Genomic DNA, 15665 nt, shown 5'->3' with positions numbered 1-15665 from the left:
CCGATATGTAAATTGTTTTAAGTTTTATGACAAAAGTGATTATTTGTACCACTGATGCGCCTAGGCCGGTCGGCCCCTATAGCCAAGCCGTGCGCCATGGGGAATGGGTCTTTCTCGCAGGGCAAATTGCCCTTGATCCAAAAACGGGTGAGATTGTTGGTGGCGAAGATGTCAAGGAGCAGACCCGCCAAGTGATGGATAATCTCAGTGCTGTCCTCAAGGCCGCCGGTAGCGATTGGTCACAGGTGGTGAAAACAACCGTGTATCTTGCAGACCTCAATGACTTCGCCGCCATGAATGAAATCTATGCTCAGTACATGGATGCCGAGACAGCACCTGCCCGTGCCTGTGTGGAAGTATCGCGCCTGCCGAAGGGAGTCAAAGTTGAAATTGACTGCATTGCCTACTGTCCTACAACGGCCTAACGGCAATCACCGAGGCACGGAAATTATACTCTTTGCCCTCTAATTCTACGGGCGTCCCTACTTTGATGCCAGTATTTCCCAGTACAGGCCCATTGTTAGTGATTTGGCCTCGGCCTTCGAGGGTCAAGAGCAGGTTGCTACTATAGGCCATCTCTGGGCGGGGATCTGGCAGCGCTTTAACCGACCCATCGGGCTGAGAAACAGTAACTGTGCGCGGCAGAACCTGGACATTTTTCACAGTGATTTGGCCGTAGGGCTGGTTGCGAATAATAAAGTTGGCGGTACTGCCCTTGGGAATCAGGTCTTGGGGAGTGGGAGTACTCAGACCCAGAACGAGAACATCTACTTCAATGGGTTGGGCAGCGGTCATTTGTGCCAACGAGGTGCCCGATCGCCCCGGCAGGAGGAACAAGCCCGCCAAAACGCACAGGAGAACAAGCCCTGCCCCAAGGTCTAGAAGACTCAGCTTGCCAAAAAGACGGCCATAGCGATCAATGAGTTTCATCGGCACTCTAGCTTAAACCCGCAGCAACATCCTACCACACGGGTTCTCCCTAACCGGCTTGCCAAACCCAGAGTTCCCCTTGGGTGCCCCCAGCGGCTAAATACGATCCCTTGGGGTGCCAAGCAAGAGTTGTGAAGTATTCTTGGGCACCTTGCAGTAACTCCTGCGGTTGAGTTTGCTGCCAATAACACAGCCATCCCTCATCGCCACTGGACACGAAGCCTTGACCTTGGGGATGAATAGAGAGGGCGCGCACAGTGCCACGGTGCAGATCCAGCACTTGGGGTTGCCAGCCGCTTTCGTCCTCGCTGAGGCGCCAGAGGATAATCCCCTCTTGGGAACTACTCAGGAGCTGGGGGGCTTGGTTGGCGGTTTCCAACCAGTGAAGATGCCGCACTTTACCGGGAAAGCCCTGCATTTGCCACGGATACTGATCGCCCCAACGCCAGACAAAAAGGGTGTGATCCATGTTGCTGGCCGCGAAATATTCCCCTGTGGCGGACCAGGCTACGCCCACTGTCGCAGACATAAACCCCAATTCTTGGGGATCGGCATCCCAATCTTTAGCCGACCACACCCGTACACCGCCATAACCGGCAACGGCCAAAGCATCACCCGTAGGTTGCCAAGCCAAAGCCAAAACTGACGAGGCTGCAAAATCAAGGGTGGCAATGACATCGGCTTGAGCCGCATCCCAAATCTGGACGTAGTGACCAAGACTAAAGGCAACCCAAGGCAATGTGGGATGCCAAGCCAGTTGATCAATCCAGTGGGAACCGTAGTGGAGCACCTGAAGATTCTCAGGGTGAGCTAAGGAACCAATGAGTACCCGTCCCTGCTCTCCCGCCGCTGCCCACCACTGGCGATCGCTCGCCACCGCGAGGATCGTTAAGCTTTGATCGGTCGCCGTTTGCAAGATGAGTTGCTCACCCACCTCTGGATCAATGTGATAGACCTCTCCTGCGGCGGAAGCGGCCAACAGATGGCGATCGCCCCACGCCAAGGCGGTGACGTACTCTTGAAGTTGGGTTTGTCCTAGTGGGATCAGAGAATTCACCAGTTACGCCCCTAGTGGAGGGTGTCGAAATAGATCTGAATGCCGACAATCATGGCAAACATGAGGGCAATAAACAAGCTAATGATCAGCCAGTGCCCCGCCACATTCACGTCAAAGATCTCACCATAAATGCCGTAGAGCCGGTCAATAATGCCTTCCGCTTGACCAATGGCTTTTTCCCGCTTCAGCATCCAGGATGATTCTTGATCCGAGGCTAAAACCGTTGCCTCATTGCTATAGGATGCCATGGGACACAGGCTCAACACACCGACGGTTCCCCTTCACGATAACAAGTGTTCTTGAGTCTTGGGGAAGGCCTAGACTAAACCGTTACGAAGTGCAACAACCGCCGCCTGCACACGGTCATCCACCGCCAACTTGTTCAAAATACCCCGCACATGGGTCTTGATAGTATTTGGACTGAGAAACAGCTTACTGGCAATTTCAGGGTTACTATAGCCTTCCACCATCAGCTTCAGGACATCCAGTTCCCGCTGCGAAAGGTGATAGTCCATTGTCGGTTGGGGCGGATGCAGGTGCTGGATCACATGGCGGGCAATCTGGGGATCAAGATAGGTGGCTCCCTCTTGGGCAGCAGCGATCGCCATCAGTAATCGCTCAACGGTTTCTCCCTTGATACAGTAGGCATCAGCACCACTAGAAAGGGCGGCAACGGCCTCAAGAGCCGATTGGTGGGAGGTGAGCATCACCACATGAATGTCAGGAAATTCTCGCTTCAGCCGTTGGGTTACTGCAATCCCGTCTAGCCTTGGTAGGCCAATGTCCATAATGACCACTTGCGGCTGCAACTGCCGTGTCATATCAATGGCACCATAGCCATCTTCGGCATAACCCACCACAGCAAACTGCTCCCCTAGAGCTTGTCCTAGCCCCAGTTGCATCATCGGATCATCTTCCACAATCAGGAGCCGTAGCTTGGGTGCCATGGTGGGCGGGGCAGTGCATTAACCGAGACCCGGAACGTTCAAACCACCTGTCAACTCTTCCATCCGTTCCCGCATAGTGGCGGTGGATTTTTGGTAGGCATCGCGCATGGCGGCGGTCACCAAATCAGAGAGCACTTCAGCCCCTTCACTCAGGAGATCTGGGCTGATTTCGACGCGGCGGGGTTCTTGGGTACCACTCATAACCACTTTGACGGCACCCCCCGCTGCTTGACCCTCAATGTCCATTTTTTCGAGGTCTTCCTGCAGCTTCTTGGCGCCTTCTTGAACTTGTTGTGCTTTCTGGATGGCTGCGGCCAGCTCCTTCATTTTGCCAAGACCGAAGCCAAAACCCTGTCCCTGTGCCATAGTGTTCCTTCTATACAGTGCGGACTATTGACTGCTATCTTATCACTGTCTTGAGAAGGGATTAGCGCGCTGCACGGGCAAGGGCATTGTAGAGACCATTGAGGACGGGAGGGGAAGGGAGGGGGGGCGAGTTCTCGAAAATTTGCATTGGCGTCAGGTTAGGCCGGCCATAGAAGCGGGTACTAGCACTACGGTCAAAACTAATATTGGCGCCCTCAAGGGCAACACCAGCAAAAAGACCTGCACTGCGCGTGTAGGAAAAGACTTGGGGACTCGGATCCGTAGGACTGACAACTTCGCCACCCACAGGGCCTGCCGCAACGGAGACATTGCCCCCTAGACGAAAGGACTGCGCCAAGCTGCGCATGACGACGGATTTATCCATGAAGGCCAGCACCACATCCGTGGATTGGGCACCAATTTGCAGGCCAAAGCTCCCGCCGGTCATTGTGATAAAGGCGGGCTTACTCCATTCGTTATTTTCATTGCGCACAAGCAGAATACCGGCGCCACGGCGGCCCCCAAAGAGAAACCCCGCTTGAACGACATTGGGAATAATGGCAATCCCTTGAGCGCGCTGGACAATCCTCGGTGGAATGCGGTTGTTGTTGTTAAATGTAAACTCGCCAAGGACAAATGTGGCGTTCTCGACCCGCTGCACCATGCGCGAATCAGGGGCATTTTGGGCAAGGGTGGTGTGGGGGATGAACATCAGGGCGATCGCCCCCCCCATGACAGACCCCACTCGGTATAAGCGTCCCATTACAAAACGCAATTCCATCGCCATCTCCCTCATCAGTGCATCAATATATCGTTAGACGGGTGAACCTTTCTGGCTTGTTCCATCACCAATCATGCCTTCTTAATGGCGGCAAAGCTAAAGAAAATCCGTTTTTTAATTTTCTGTCACTGGTAGCCCTCGTCCCTTGCTAAAAGGGATATGGCAGAATGTAGAGGGTTTTGCCTACACTAGCGATTCATACCTATTTGGTTTTCTAGGCAGGCAGCTCTCATGGAAAGTTAGGTGGCACGCATGGAACCCCTGTATCAATACGCTTGGCTGATTCCCGTTTTACCCCTCTTGGGAGCGCTGATTGTTGGCTTTGGCTTGATTGCCTTTTCAGAGACCACCTCGAAACTGCGGCGACCCAGTGCCATTTTCATCATGGCGTTGATGGCGATCGCCATGGTGCATTCTCTGAGCCTCTTCTGGAGTCAAGTCCAAGGCCACGCCCCCTATACGCAAATGATTGAATGGGCAGCGGCGGGCAATCTCCACATTGCCATGGGATACGTGATTGACCCCTTAGCGGCATTGATGTTGGTCATCGTCACAACGGTGGCCTTTTTAGTCATGCTCTACAGCGATGGCTACATGGCTCATGATGCGGGCTATGTTCGCTTTTTTGCCTATCTCAGCCTGTTTGGCTCCTCGATGCTGGGGTTGGTCGTCAGTCCCAACTTGGTGCAGGTCTATATCTTTTGGGAATTGGTGGGGATGTGCTCCTACCTGCTGATTGGCTTCTGGTATGACCGCAAAAGCGCGGCGGAAGCAGCACAGAAGGCATTTGTTACCAACCGTGTCGGTGATTTTGGCCTTTTGTTGGGCATGGTGGGGCTATTTTGGGCGACGGGTAGCTTTGACTTTGGTGGCATGGGCGATCGCCTGACGGAACTGGTCAATACCGGGCTACTTTCCCCTAGTCTTGCCGCCATTCTTGCCATCTTGGTCTTTCTCGGCCCTGTGGCCAAATCTGCCCAGTTTCCCCTGCATGTGTGGCTGCCGGATGCGATGGAAGGTCCGACCCCCATTTCTGCTCTGATTCACGCGGCAACCATGGTGGCAGCCGGAGTCTTCCTGATTGCGCGGATGTTCCCTGTGTTTGAGCAATTGCCCCAAGTGATGACCATCATTGCTTGGACGGGGGCCTTTACGGCATTTATGGGGGCAACTATTGCCATCACCCAAAACGACATCAAAAAGAGCTTGGCCTATTCAACCATTTCCCAACTGGGCTACATGGTCATGGGGATGGGCGTGGGTGCCTACAGTGCCGGCCTTTTTCACCTGATGACCCATGCCTACTTCAAAGCGATGCTCTTTCTTGGATCGGGGTCAGTCATCCATGGCATGGAAGGGGTGGTTGGCCATAACCCAGACTTGGCTCAAGATATGCGCTACATGGGGGGGCTGCGCAAGTATATGCCCATTACAGGGGCAACATTTCTAGTGGGGTGCTTGGCCATTTCTGGCGTGCCGCCCTTTGCTGGCTTTTGGTCAAAGGATGAAATTTTAGGCGCCGTTTTTCATGCCAACCCGGCAATGTGGCTGCTGACGTGGCTCACGGCGGGCTTAACCGCCTTTTACATGTTCCGCATGTACTTCATGACCTTTGAGGGCAAGTTCCGTAATGTGCCCCCAGAGTTACAGGAACACTATGATCACAATGCCCACCACGATCAGCAGACTGCTGAACCCCATGAATCCCCTTGGACAATGACCCTACCCTTGGTGGTGCTAGCAATTCCCTCGACGTTGATTGGTTTTGTGGGTACCCCCTTCAACAATCTCTTTGCGGCCTTTATCCATGCTCCCGGTGAGGAGATGGTGGCAGATCACGCGGTGGATTTGACGGAGTTTCTCATCCTTGGCGGTAGCTCTGTGGGCATTGGCCTGATTGGCATTACCTTGGCCTCCCTGATGTATCTCAAGGGCACTCCCAGTCCGCAGGCGATCGCCAAAGCCATTCAACCGCTGTACCAGTTCTCACTGCATAAGTGGTACTTCGATGAACTCTATGAGGCGGTCTTCATTAAAGGCTGTCGTCGCTTGGCGCGTCAGGTCTTGGAAGTGGATTACAACGTGGTGGATGGCGTGGTCAACCTCACGGGCTTTGTCACGATGGTCACCGGTGAAGGGCTGAAATACTTCCAAAATGGCCGTGCCCAATTCTACGCCCTCATTGTGCTGCTGGCGGTGTTGGGATTTGTCATCTTCTCGGTGCAAGCCTAACCCCGGTCATGGTTCTTTCCCAACTGCTGGAGGAGTAAACACGACTGCCATGAGTACGTTTCCTTGGCTGACAACGATTATCCTGTTCCCAATTGTGGCTTCCTTGGCGATTCCCTTCATTCCAGATGCCACAGGCAAAGGACGCCCAATCCGCTGGTATGCCCTGACGGTGGGGTTGATTGACTTTGCTTTGATTGTCTATGCCTTCACGAATTTCTATGACCTGAACACCCCCGGCATGCAACTGTGGGAAAGCTATGACTGGATTCCCGAAATTGGCCTGCGCTGGTCAGTGGGGGCAGATGGCCTCTCCATGCCGCTGATTTTACTCACGGGCTTCATTACCACGCTGGCGATTTTGGCGGCTTGGCCAGTGACCCTGAAGCCGCGACTGTTTTATTTCTTAATGCTGGCGATGTATGGTGGCCAGATTGCTGTTTTTGCCGTGCAGGATATGCTGGTCTTTTTCCTTGCGTGGGAGCTGGAGCTGATTCCGGTGTACCTGCTCTTGGCAATTTGGGGGGGGCACAAGCGTCAATACGCGGCAACAAAGTTCATTCTCTACACGGCTGGCAGCTCCCTCTTTATTTTGGTGGCGGGCTTGGCCATGGCCTTCTATGGCGACACGATTAGCTTTGATATGCAGACCTTGGCGGCCAAGGACTATGCCATTGGGTTTCAACTGCTAGTTTATGCCGGCTTTTTGGTGGCCTACGGCGTCAAGCTGCCGATTGTCCCCCTGCACACGTGGTTGCCGGATGCCCACGGTGAAGCAACAGCGCCGGTGCACATGCTGCTGGCGGGGATTCTCCTGAAGATGGGTGGCTATGCCCTGATTCGCATGAATGTCGATATGCTGCCGGCAGCCCATGCCAAGTTTGCCCCCGTTTTGGTGATTTTGGGGGTGGTCAACATCATCTATGCGGCGCTGACTTCCTATGCGCAGCGCAATCTCAAGCGCAAAATTGCCTACTCCTCGATTTCCCACATGGGCTTTGTGCTGATTGGGATTGCCTCCTTTACCAATTTGGGCATGAGTGGGGCGGTGCTACAAATGGTCTCCCACGGCTTGATTGGGGCGAGTCTCTTCTTTTTGGTGGGAGCCACCTATGACCGTACCCACACGCTGATCCTTGAGGAAATGGGCGGTGTTGGCCAGAAAATGAAGAAAATCTTTGCCATGTTTACGGCCTGCTCCTTGGCCTCCCTTGCTCTGCCGGGGATGAGTGGCTTTGTGGCTGAACTCATGGTCTTTATTGGCTTTGCCACCAGTGATGCCTATTCTTTGCCCTTCCGCGTGATTGTGGTCTTTTTGGCCGCAGTGGGGGTGATCTTGACACCGATTTACCTGCTGTCGATGCTGCGGGAAATTTTCTACGGCCCTGAAAACAAGGAATTGGTGGAGCATGAAGCCCTTGTGGATGCTGAACCCCGCGAGGTGTTTATCATTGCCTGTCTTTTGGTACCAATTATTGGCATTGGCCTCTATCCCAAGCTATTGACGCAAATTTACGATGCCACCACGGGGCAGGTGATTGCGCGAGCGCGGGAAGTGGTACCGACACTGGCTCAGCAGGTGGATCAACCCTTAGGGACACTGGTGGCACCGAGCCTGAACTCTCCCTCTAAATGAGTTGGCTGCGAGACTGGGTACTGGGTGAGTGGAGTTGGTTGCGCTTGGGGCGATCGGCACTCCTGATTTATCTGATCATTGCGGTCTATCTCTACTTTGGCGCCGATGCCCTGATCTTCCATCCACCCCGTCCTACCTACTCCCTTTCTGAGGAGATCCGGCTGATTCCAGTGGGGCGGAGCGATCGCCTTGCGGTGCGGTATGTTGCCAACCCAGACGCTCACTTTACGCTGCTGTTTAGTCACGGCAATGGGGAAGACCTCGGCATGGTGGAACCCTTTCTACAGACGCTGCGGCAGTGGGGGTTTTCCGTCCTCGCCTACGACTATCGTGGCTACGGCTTGAGTTCGGGTCGCCCTAGTGAGCGTCATGCCTACGCAGATGCTTTGGCAGCCTATACCTATCTCACAGAGGAACTGCGAGTCCCCCCAGAGCGGGTGATTCTCTATGGCCGTTCCCTTGGCGGTGGGGTGGCGACGGAACTGGCAACACAGGTTGCAATTGCGGGGTTGGTCTTAGAAAGTACCTTTACTTCCATCTTTCGGGTGGTGGTGCCTTTCCCGTTGTTTCCCTTTGATCGCTTTATCAATCGAGATAAACTGCCGCAAGTCAAGGTGCCGCTGTTGATTCTCCACGGTACTGCCGATAGCATTGTGCCCTTTCGTCATGGCCAATACCTTTTTGCCATTGCCCGTGAGCCAAAATTTTCCCTCTGGGTCGAGGGTGCCGATCACAATGATTTTGTTGAGGTGGCGGGCGATCGCCTGCGGATAGCGTTAGAGGAATTTGCTGCTTTTCTGAAGGCACAATCTGCCTAGGGTGTTTATTAAGGGAAAGCTGATGTTCCCAGTAAGGGACAGTTGTTGAGGTACGCTGAGATCGTAGCGCGAAAAGATTTTCTTATGGATGCTTTGGCTCTTTGGCAGCATTACCAAGACTGGTTGTACTACCACCCTGAGTTAGAGTTCTATGTGGATGTCAGTCGTATGGGGCTGACCCCAGAAGTGGTACGTCGCCTAGAGCCAGCTTTTGAGCGCGCCTTTCAGCAAATGAAGGAATTGGAAGCAGGGGCGATCGCCAACCCCGATGAGGGCCGCATGGTGGGGCACTACTGGCTGCGGGATGCCGATTTGGCACCAACTCCAGAACTGCGTGCCGAAATTCGCGATGCCATTGCCCAAGTGAAGCAGTTTAGCCAGCAAGTCCACAGTGGCGCCATTGCCCCACCCCAAGGGGGTCGTTTTACGGATATTCTCTCTGTTGGCATTGGGGGGTCTGCCCTGGGTCCGCAGTTTGTGGCGGCTGCCCTTGCCCCTGTGAATCCCCCCCTGAACATTCACTTTTTGGACAACACCGACCCTGCCGGGTTTGAGCGGGTTTTTGCGGAACTAGGCGATCGCCTGCGGACGACATTGGTGATTGTCATTTCCAAATCGGGGGGGACACCGGAAACCCGCAATGGCATGCTAGAAGCCCAAGCCCGCTTCCAACGTGCCGGTCTGGCCTTTGCCGATTACGCCGTCGCCGTCACCCTGCCGGGCAGTGGCCTTGCCCAAGTGGCGGAGTCCAACGGTTGGCTGGCCATTTTCCCGATGTTTGACTGGGTGGGGGGGCGTACCTCGGAACTGTCAACGGTGGGTCTATTGCCCGCTGCCCTGCAAGGGATTGACATTGATGCCCTCCTCGCGGGAGCAAAATTGATGGATCAGGCAACCCGCGTGCCGAAGATTCGCCAAAATCCCGCTGCCCTACTCGCCTTGGCTTGGCACCATGCGGGCAAGGGTCGGGGTGAAAAAGATATGGTTGTCCTGCCCTACAAAGATAGTCTGCTCCTGTTTAGCCGCTACTTGCAGCAGTTGGTAATGGAGTCCCTCGGCAAGGAAAAAGACCTCGACGGCAACATTGTCCACCAAGGGATTGCGGTCTATGGCAACAAGGGAACCACGGATCAGCACGCCTATGTGCAGCAGTTGCGGGATGGCCTGCCCAACTTCTTTGTCACCTTTATTGAAGTGCTGCGGGATGGTCAAGAACCCGGCATTGAAGTAGAGCCGGGAATTACATCAGGGGACTACCTCAGTGGCTTGCTGCTCGGCACGCGCCAAGCCCTCTATGAAAAGGATCGCCCTTCCCTGACGGTGACGATTCCAGAGGTGACGCCCAAAACGGTGGGTGCTCTGATTGCCCTTTATGAGCGAGCAGTGGGTCTCTATGGCTTCTTGGTGAATATCAATGCCTACCATCAGCCGGGGGTGGAAGCGGGCAAGAAAGCAGCAGCAGCGAATTTGGCGTTGCAACGGCAGATTGTTAAAGTCTTAGAACAAAGTGATGAACCCCTTGACTTGGGGGCGATCGCCGACGCTGTGAATGCGCCGGATCAACTGGAGCGGATTTACCTGATCCTACGGCACCTTGTGGCCAACGATCGCGGCATCGAGCAACTGGGGGATCCAGGGCAGCCAAGTCAATTGCAGTTTCGGTGGCAACGCTAATGCAGCGGCGGCAATTTTGTCAGGGGTTGTTTGCCTTGGGGGCGATCGCCCTCAGTGGGTGTCAAGCCACTGCCAATACAGGACTCACCGTCTATTTACTGCGAAAATCCTTACCCCCCCAATTGATTCAGCGCTTTCGTCAACAGGCCGGCGTGGGACTTCAGCTGCGGCTGCGGGAAACCCCCCAAGAGTTAGCCAACACCTTTGCAGCGGGAATCCTCGGGTCAGCCGTCCTCAGTCTCGGGGATGCTTGGATAGCTCAGGCCGTGGCGCAACGACAGATTGCCCCTATTCCCAAACCACTGATTCAAAACCGGTGGGACTGGGCTGAACCGTGGCAGCCATTACTGCAACTCATTGGCAAAGACGATGCTCTCTGGGGTCTGCCCTATCGCTGGGGGGCAACAGTCCTCATTTATCGCCGCCAGTTCTTTGCCGATTTGGGCTGGGAACCCACAGATTGGGATGTCCTATGGCATCCAAGCGTTCAAGGCCACTATAGCCTGTTAAATCAGCCGCGGGAAGTGATTGGGTTGACGCTGAAATCCCTAGGGCTATCCTACAATGCCCCACCCACCCACCCCGAATTACGGCAACGCTTGCAGCGTCTCCGCCAAGGGTGTCGTTTTTTTAGTTCTGACGCCTACCTGCAGCCACTGATGCTGGGCAGTACACAATTAGCAGTGGGTTGGTCAACGGATGTACTGCCGCTGCTGAAGCGAGATCCGCAGACCTATGCCGCCGTGTTTCCCGCCAGTGGGACAGCGCTGTGGGTGGATTTGTGGGTCTGTGGCCAAAACCCCGATGCGGCAGCCTTGGCTTGGTTGAACTACTGGTGGCAACCGGAAGTTGCTGAGCAACTCAGCCAGTTTAGTGATGCTCCCTCGCCGCTGGTGAGCGATTTAAGACGCACTCTCTTGCATCGCTATATTCCCCTAGCGACTCCCACCGCCTTTGCCAAGAGTGAACTCCTGCTCCCCCTCGATGTGGCTGCCCAAAAACGCTATGACACCCTTTGGCAGGAAATGTTTTTGCCCCTCTCCTAAGTGTGCCGCGGTTGCCTTGAACCACCTAGGATTTCTGCCACATAGGCGAGGGCTTGGGGGCGATCGCGAATTTCTCCCCGCGCTTGCGCCGCTTCCACAGCTCGCAACAATTCACCCACACGCGGCCCCGGCGAGACCTGAAACACTTCTACCAGATCGGCACCCCGCACCAATTGGGGGGGATGGGCAATGGCATCCTTGGGGTCTAACCACCCTTTGACCAAGGGCACTAGATGCGCTTTGGGGATGCCCCGGCTCAGGGCAAGGGCAACAAAGGCTGGAAAATAGCTACCCGCCGCGCGGAATAGATAGAAGGCTTGCTCGCGGTTCAGGGGGTGTTCGAGGGGGACTAGCCAGTGGTTGAGCAATCGGCACAGGACTTGGACAATGCGAATTTCATCAGTGGTGTAGGTGAGGGCAGTTAGTTCCTCGGCAGCGCGGCGATCGCTGGCATTCACGAGGCAGGTGAGCTTGGCCAAAGCCGCTAGGGTTCGCCGTTGGGGTTCGCCGGGGGCAGTTGTTGCGGCAATAGATGTCGTTAGCGCCGGCCAAAGGGCTGGGAAGGGAAAATTCCCTAGGGTGGATTCAAGGGCATGGTAGTGGGTAATCCGCTCCTCGGTGACCGACGGCAGCCACACCGCCAACACGCCATCGCGAAAAGCAAGGGTGAGATAGGGGGCACTCTCAAGGGCACTGAGAAAATAACTGAGTTCCACCCGCACCCGTTCTGGGGCGACTCGTCGCAGTTGGGGGGCAAGGGTTTGGATCACCTGCCGCGTTTCGGGCGTAATCGTAAATTGCAGTTGGGCGGCTTGGCGATAGGCGCGTAGGAGTCGCAGGGGATCAGCAGCGAGATTTTCTGGTGCGACATAGTGAATTTGGCGGCGTTGCAAATCCAAAAGGCCACCGAGGGGATCGACAATGTGGTGGTGGTGAATGTCGTAGGCAATGGCATTGAGGCGAAAATCGCGATCGCTCAAATCCGTTAAGAGCGTCTCACCATGCCGCTGAGCAATATCCACGCTGGTGTTGGCAAAAACTAAGCGGGCAATCTGCCGCTGCCGATCCAAAACCACTAAGCCAGCCTTGTACTTATCCGCTAGTTTTTTGGTCAGGGCAATGGCATCCGCCGGCACAATAAAATCCAAGTCGGGGTACAACGTTGTCCGACCGAGGAGCGCATCCCGCACCGCTCCACCCACGAGGTAGGTATCGGCAGGTAAATCACTGACGGCGATCGGCCAGCGACTAAAATCAAAGGGCTGAACAACGATCATTAGAGCTGGGTTAGATCGATCGCCTGACCACCGATGGTGACCGTCAAATTTTCCCCCCGCACACAGACGGATCCCGCCGCCGTTTGAATCGTTAAGCAGTTATTTTCAAATTTCAGGACACCATTCCAGAGAGGTGCTGTGGGGGTGGGCGCTGGGGCAGTGGTTGTGGGTGAGCCAGACTGGACACTTTCTAGCCAAATCAGCGACGCATCGGCAGGATAGTGGCGATCGCCCGTAGCCGTTTTGATAATCAGACCACCGCCCGCCGACGGTGAAAAGGCAATATCGCAAATGGGCTGCCACTCCTTGCCCACCAACAGTTGTAGCTGTGCTGGCTCCTGCCCTGTAGCCGTGGACTTCAAGAGTAACCACCACGTTTTCCAGAGCTGCCGTGCCGTTCCCAAACGGACTTCACTGCCGCGGGGAATGGGTACTTGCTCGTACTGCCATGCAGGCACGGGGTCACTGATGTATTGTGTGGGCAAGAAGGAATGGGCTTGGAGGACACTGGCCACCACATCGGCAAAGGGCGCCTCGGCAAAAAGGGTTACTTTCTCATTGGCCACACTCTCACCTTCTACCACCGCCACCACCGTTTCCGTAACCGTGCGCAATTGATAACAGTGGTTGCCGAGGCTAGCCACCTTCAAATCAGCACTTTGGTAGGTACTGGGCAGGGGGTGTTGTTGCAGGATCAGCATTTGGATCACCTGCTCATTGGTCCACTCAATCACAGTGGTTTCGTTAGCGGTTGCCATTGGCTTAGCCATTGGCGTTGGAGTGGGCAACGGTACCTCTTCAATGTCCCCTTCATCAAAGACCACTTCGCCATTGGGCAGTATAGTTCCTGAGAGCTTGGCTTCCTCTAAGTCTTGACGGCGGGCGATCGCCCCGGTCAGATCCGCCTCTGAGAGATCTGCCCCCACCACATTTGTATCCTTGAGGTTACTGTCATGGAGCACCGCCCCCTTGAGGATTGCCCCACTGAGCACTGCCCGCTGCAAATTGGCGCGCGAGAGGTAGGCACCCACTAGGATGGCGCCACTGAGCATGGCTTCCTGCAAGTTGGCATCGGTCAGATTAGCACCACTCAGATCCGCACCAATCAGATTGGCGCCTCGCAGATTGGCATTGGCAAGGTTCGCTTTGATCAAATCTGCCCCGCTCCAGTTGATACCCTGCAGATTGGCTCCCGCCAAATCAATATGGCTGAGTTGCACCAACGGAAACACACTGCCCGCCAAATTCACACCACGGAAATTTCGCACCCCACGGGCAAATTCGCTTAACAAGGTTTCAAGGGTCATGGCTTTGCTCATAGCCGCTCGCAATCAGGGCACAACAGAGTCACTCAGGCACACTGCTTATAGCTATTCTAGGTCTTGATTGAAATCCAGAGGAGCCACTGACCGATGCCATGGTTTGTCAAAATTGAACGCGGTATTGTGGACAAGGCCACCTTTGATCGCCACGTTGGTGCCCATCGCGCCTATGTGCGCGCCCTCATTGCCGCAGGGCATCAAGCCCGCACGGGATACTGGGCTGAGCGAGGGGGTGGCATGTTGTTGTTTCAGGCCGATTCCCGCAAGGCGGCTGAGGAAATTGTTGCCCGCGATCCCCTCGTCCAACACCAGTGTGTGCAGTACGAACTCCATGAGTGGTGTATTGTCGAAGCCCCCGATTAGCCTTGGCGCAGTTTTTCTGCCCAGACGCGGGTGGGTAGCCCCCACACATAGATAAAGCCCTCGGCTGCCCTGTGATCAAATTGATCCTCGGCACCATAGGTGGCCAAATCGGGCGTGTAGAGGGAGTAGGGAGATTGCCGCCCCACCACCCGTGCGGTTCCCTTAAAGAGCTTGACGCGCACTGTGCCTGTGACCCGCTGCTGGGTCTGTTGAATAAAAGCATCCAAGGCTTCCTTGAGGGGGCTATACCAAAGACCGTTATAGACCAAACGGCTGTAGGTCTCTTCAATCCCCCGTTTGTACTGCGTCACATCGGCGGTTAAGGTCAAGCTTTCCAAATCGCGGTGGGCGTCAATAAGCACCAAGAGGGCAGGGGCTTCGTAAATTTCGCGGGATTTAATACCGACAAGGCGATTTTCAATCATGTCAATGCGACCAAAGCCGTGGCGCCCTACCCGCTCATTGAGTTCACTCACCAGCGTTACGGGATCGAGGGAGCGGCCATCGAGGCTAACGGGAATTCCGGCCTCAAAGCCAATATCCACATACTCCGGGGAGTTGGGGGTATTTTCAATGGCTTGGGTCATCAAATAGATTTCCTCAAGGGGTTCAATCCACGGATCCTCAAGGGGGCCGGCTTCAATACTGCGTCCCAAAAGATTGCGGTCAATGCTGTAGGGAGAAGATTTTTTCACAGGGGCGGGAATGCCAAAGCGTTCGCCGTAGGCAATGGTTTCTTCGCGGCTCATGCCCCATTCGCGAGCGGGTGCCAAGACCTTGAGGTTGGGATTCAGGGCGGCGATCGCCACATCAAAGCGGACTTGATCATTGCCTTTCCCTGTACAGCCGTGGGCAACGGCATCGGCACCATACTCAGCAGCCGCATCCACCAAGAGCTTGGCAATCAGGGGGCGAGCAAGGGCCGTCGAGAGGGGATAGCGATTTTCGTAGAGGGCGTTGGCCTGAATGGCTGGAAAGGCATAGTTGCGGATGAATTCAGCTTTGGCATCGGCCACCAGCGAGGCACTGGCACCAGCATCAAGGGCTTTTTGGCGAATGGGTTCCAGTTCATCCCCCTGTCCTAAATCAGCGGCGAGGGTAATGACTTCCTTCACGCCCCACTCGTGCTTGAGATAGGGAATACACACAGAGGTATCCACTCCCCCCGAATAGGCCAAAATGACTTTTTCTGCACGCCCCATGACTTTTTTCCTGAAAT

16 protein-coding genes are annotated in these 15665 nt (G+C 55.0%); 7 read left to right on the top strand and 9 right to left on the bottom strand.

The annotated features are described in order from the left end of the window. Positions 1 to 26 precede the first annotated feature (26 nt). On the top strand, positions 27 to 425 hold the full coding sequence (locus M0644_RS12170; protein ID WP_149821221.1) for a RidA family protein: 399 nt from the start codon (positions 27 to 29) through the stop codon (positions 423 to 425). Here the strand turns inward: M0644_RS12170 and M0644_RS12165 are convergent. The 6 genes from M0644_RS12165 to M0644_RS12140 all read right to left on the bottom strand — a co-directional run bounded on the left by M0644_RS12165 (position 412) and on the right by M0644_RS12140 (position 4063). Next, a complete protein-coding gene (locus tag M0644_RS12165) occupies positions 412 to 930 on the bottom strand; it encodes a DUF4330 domain-containing protein (RefSeq protein ID WP_286625889.1) in 519 nt (172 codons plus the stop codon). The genes M0644_RS12170 and M0644_RS12165 overlap by 14 nt on opposite strands. A gap of 49 nt (positions 931 to 979) precedes the next feature. After that, positions 980 to 1987, bottom strand: coding sequence for a WD40 repeat domain-containing protein (locus tag M0644_RS12160; protein ID WP_286625888.1), 1008 nt, complete (start codon positions 1985 to 1987; stop codon positions 980 to 982). Between the two features lie 11 nt (positions 1988 to 1998). Then, positions 1999 to 2235, bottom strand: a complete 237-nt coding sequence (locus tag M0644_RS12155) for a hypothetical protein (RefSeq protein ID WP_149821215.1) — start codon at positions 2233 to 2235, stop codon at positions 1999 to 2001. A 69-nt stretch (positions 2236 to 2304) separates the two neighbouring features. Further along, a complete protein-coding gene (locus tag M0644_RS12150) occupies positions 2305 to 2934 on the bottom strand; it encodes a response regulator transcription factor (protein ID WP_149821213.1) in 630 nt (209 codons plus the stop codon). A gap of 18 nt (positions 2935 to 2952) precedes the next feature. Then, on the bottom strand, positions 2953 to 3300 hold the full coding sequence (locus tag M0644_RS12145) for a YbaB/EbfC family nucleoid-associated protein (RefSeq protein WP_149821211.1): 348 nt from the start codon (positions 3298 to 3300) through the stop codon (positions 2953 to 2955). A 61-nt stretch (positions 3301 to 3361) separates the two neighbouring features. Continuing rightward, positions 3362 to 4063 carry a lipid-binding SYLF domain-containing protein gene (locus tag M0644_RS12140; RefSeq protein WP_286625884.1) on the bottom strand — a complete coding sequence of 234 codons (702 nt, stop codon included), beginning with the start codon at positions 4061 to 4063 and terminating at the stop codon, positions 3362 to 3364. A gap of 270 nt (positions 4064 to 4333) precedes the next feature. On the opposite strand from M0644_RS12140, the gene M0644_RS12135 reads away from it, so the two are divergent. The 5 genes from M0644_RS12135 to M0644_RS12115 all read left to right on the top strand — a co-directional run bounded on the left by M0644_RS12135 (position 4334) and on the right by M0644_RS12115 (position 11484). Further along, a complete protein-coding gene (locus M0644_RS12135) occupies positions 4334 to 6313 on the top strand; it encodes an NAD(P)H-quinone oxidoreductase subunit 5 (protein WP_149821207.1) in 1980 nt (659 codons plus the stop codon). 49 nt (positions 6314 to 6362) lie between these two features. After that, positions 6363 to 7946: a photosynthetic/respiratory NAD(P)H-quinone oxidoreductase subunit D1 gene (gene ndhD1 / locus M0644_RS12130; RefSeq protein WP_286625883.1), complete on the top strand. Its 1584-nt coding sequence runs from the start codon at positions 6363 to 6365 to the stop codon at positions 7944 to 7946. Further along, positions 7943 to 8764, top strand: coding sequence for an alpha/beta hydrolase (locus M0644_RS12125; RefSeq protein WP_286625882.1), 822 nt, complete (start codon positions 7943 to 7945; stop codon positions 8762 to 8764). Before ndhD1 ends, M0644_RS12125 begins: the two co-directional genes overlap by 4 nt. Positions 8765 to 8848: 84 nt before the next feature. Next, complete coding sequence (locus M0644_RS12120; protein WP_286625880.1) at positions 8849 to 10438, top strand: glucose-6-phosphate isomerase; 1590 nt, start codon at positions 8849 to 8851, stop codon at positions 10436 to 10438. Next, the gene (locus M0644_RS12115) at positions 10438 to 11484 is read left to right on the top strand and encodes an extracellular solute-binding protein (RefSeq protein ID WP_286625878.1); all 1047 of its coding nucleotides are present in this window, start codon (positions 10438 to 10440) and stop codon (positions 11482 to 11484) included. Before M0644_RS12120 ends, M0644_RS12115 begins: the two co-directional genes overlap by 1 nt. On the opposite strand, the gene M0644_RS12110 is transcribed toward M0644_RS12115, so the two are convergent. After that, positions 11481 to 12761, bottom strand: a complete 1281-nt coding sequence (locus tag M0644_RS12110) for a CCA tRNA nucleotidyltransferase (protein ID WP_286625877.1) — start codon at positions 12759 to 12761, stop codon at positions 11481 to 11483. The genes M0644_RS12115 and M0644_RS12110 overlap by 4 nt on opposite strands. Beyond that, positions 12761 to 14068: a pentapeptide repeat-containing protein gene (locus tag M0644_RS12105; protein ID WP_190278099.1), complete on the bottom strand. Its 1308-nt coding sequence runs from the start codon at positions 14066 to 14068 to the stop codon at positions 12761 to 12763. The genes M0644_RS12110 and M0644_RS12105 overlap by 1 nt, the downstream gene beginning before the upstream one ends. Positions 14069 to 14173: 105 nt before the next feature. Here M0644_RS12105 and M0644_RS12100 point away from each other — a divergent pair, with 105 nt between their 5' ends. Further along, the gene (locus M0644_RS12100; protein ID WP_149821193.1) at positions 14174 to 14446 is read left to right on the top strand and encodes a YciI family protein; all 273 of its coding nucleotides are present in this window, start codon (positions 14174 to 14176) and stop codon (positions 14444 to 14446) included. Here M0644_RS12100 and M0644_RS12095 read toward each other — a convergent pair. Then, the gene (locus M0644_RS12095) at positions 14443 to 15648 is read right to left on the bottom strand and encodes an argininosuccinate synthase (RefSeq protein WP_286625876.1); all 1206 of its coding nucleotides are present in this window, start codon (positions 15646 to 15648) and stop codon (positions 14443 to 14445) included. The genes M0644_RS12100 and M0644_RS12095 overlap by 4 nt on opposite strands. Between the last annotated feature and the right edge of the window lie 17 nt (positions 15649 to 15665).

Origin of the sequence: Thermosynechococcus sp. B1 (genome assembly GCF_030322985.1) — a bacterium.
Lineage (GTDB): Bacteria > Cyanobacteriota > Cyanobacteriia > Thermosynechococcales > Thermosynechococcaceae > Thermosynechococcus.
This window is presented reverse-complemented; position numbering and strand designations above follow the sequence as displayed.

Excerpts from the sequence above, each read along its gene's own strand:
- M0644_RS12170 (WP_149821221.1), top strand. The coding sequence starts at position 27 with ATGACAAAAGTGATTATTTGTACCACTGATGCGCCTAGGCCGGTCGGC.
- M0644_RS12165 (WP_286625889.1), bottom strand. The coding sequence starts at position 930 with ATGAAACTCATTGATCGCTATGGCCGTCTTTTTGGCAAGCTGAGTCTT.
- M0644_RS12155 (WP_149821215.1), bottom strand. The coding sequence starts at position 2,235 with ATGGCATCCTATAGCAATGAGGCAACGGTTTTAGCCTCGGATCAAGAA.
- M0644_RS12150 (WP_149821213.1), bottom strand. The coding sequence starts at position 2,934 with ATGGCACCCAAGCTACGGCTCCTGATTGTGGAAGATGATCCGATGATG.
- M0644_RS12145 (WP_149821211.1), bottom strand. The coding sequence starts at position 3,300 with ATGGCACAGGGACAGGGTTTTGGCTTCGGTCTTGGCAAAATGAAGGAG.
- M0644_RS12140 (WP_286625884.1), bottom strand. The coding sequence starts at position 4,063 with ATGGGACGCTTATACCGAGTGGGGTCTGTCATGGGGGGGGCGATCGCC.
- M0644_RS12135 (WP_149821207.1), top strand. The coding sequence starts at position 4,334 with ATGGAACCCCTGTATCAATACGCTTGGCTGATTCCCGTTTTACCCCTC.
- ndhD1 (WP_286625883.1), top strand. The coding sequence starts at position 6,363 with ATGAGTACGTTTCCTTGGCTGACAACGATTATCCTGTTCCCAATTGTG.
- M0644_RS12125 (WP_286625882.1), top strand. The coding sequence starts at position 7,943 with ATGAGTTGGCTGCGAGACTGGGTACTGGGTGAGTGGAGTTGGTTGCGC.
- M0644_RS12120 (WP_286625880.1), top strand. The coding sequence starts at position 8,849 with ATGGATGCTTTGGCTCTTTGGCAGCATTACCAAGACTGGTTGTACTAC.
- M0644_RS12115 (WP_286625878.1), top strand. The coding sequence starts at position 10,438 with ATGCAGCGGCGGCAATTTTGTCAGGGGTTGTTTGCCTTGGGGGCGATC.
- M0644_RS12110 (WP_286625877.1), bottom strand. The coding sequence starts at position 12,761 with ATGATCGTTGTTCAGCCCTTTGATTTTAGTCGCTGGCCGATCGCCGTC.
- M0644_RS12105 (WP_190278099.1), bottom strand. The coding sequence starts at position 14,068 with ATGACCCTTGAAACCTTGTTAAGCGAATTTGCCCGTGGGGTGCGAAAT.
- M0644_RS12100 (WP_149821193.1), top strand. The coding sequence starts at position 14,174 with ATGCCATGGTTTGTCAAAATTGAACGCGGTATTGTGGACAAGGCCACC.
- M0644_RS12095 (WP_286625876.1), bottom strand. The coding sequence starts at position 15,648 with ATGGGGCGTGCAGAAAAAGTCATTTTGGCCTATTCGGGGGGAGTGGAT.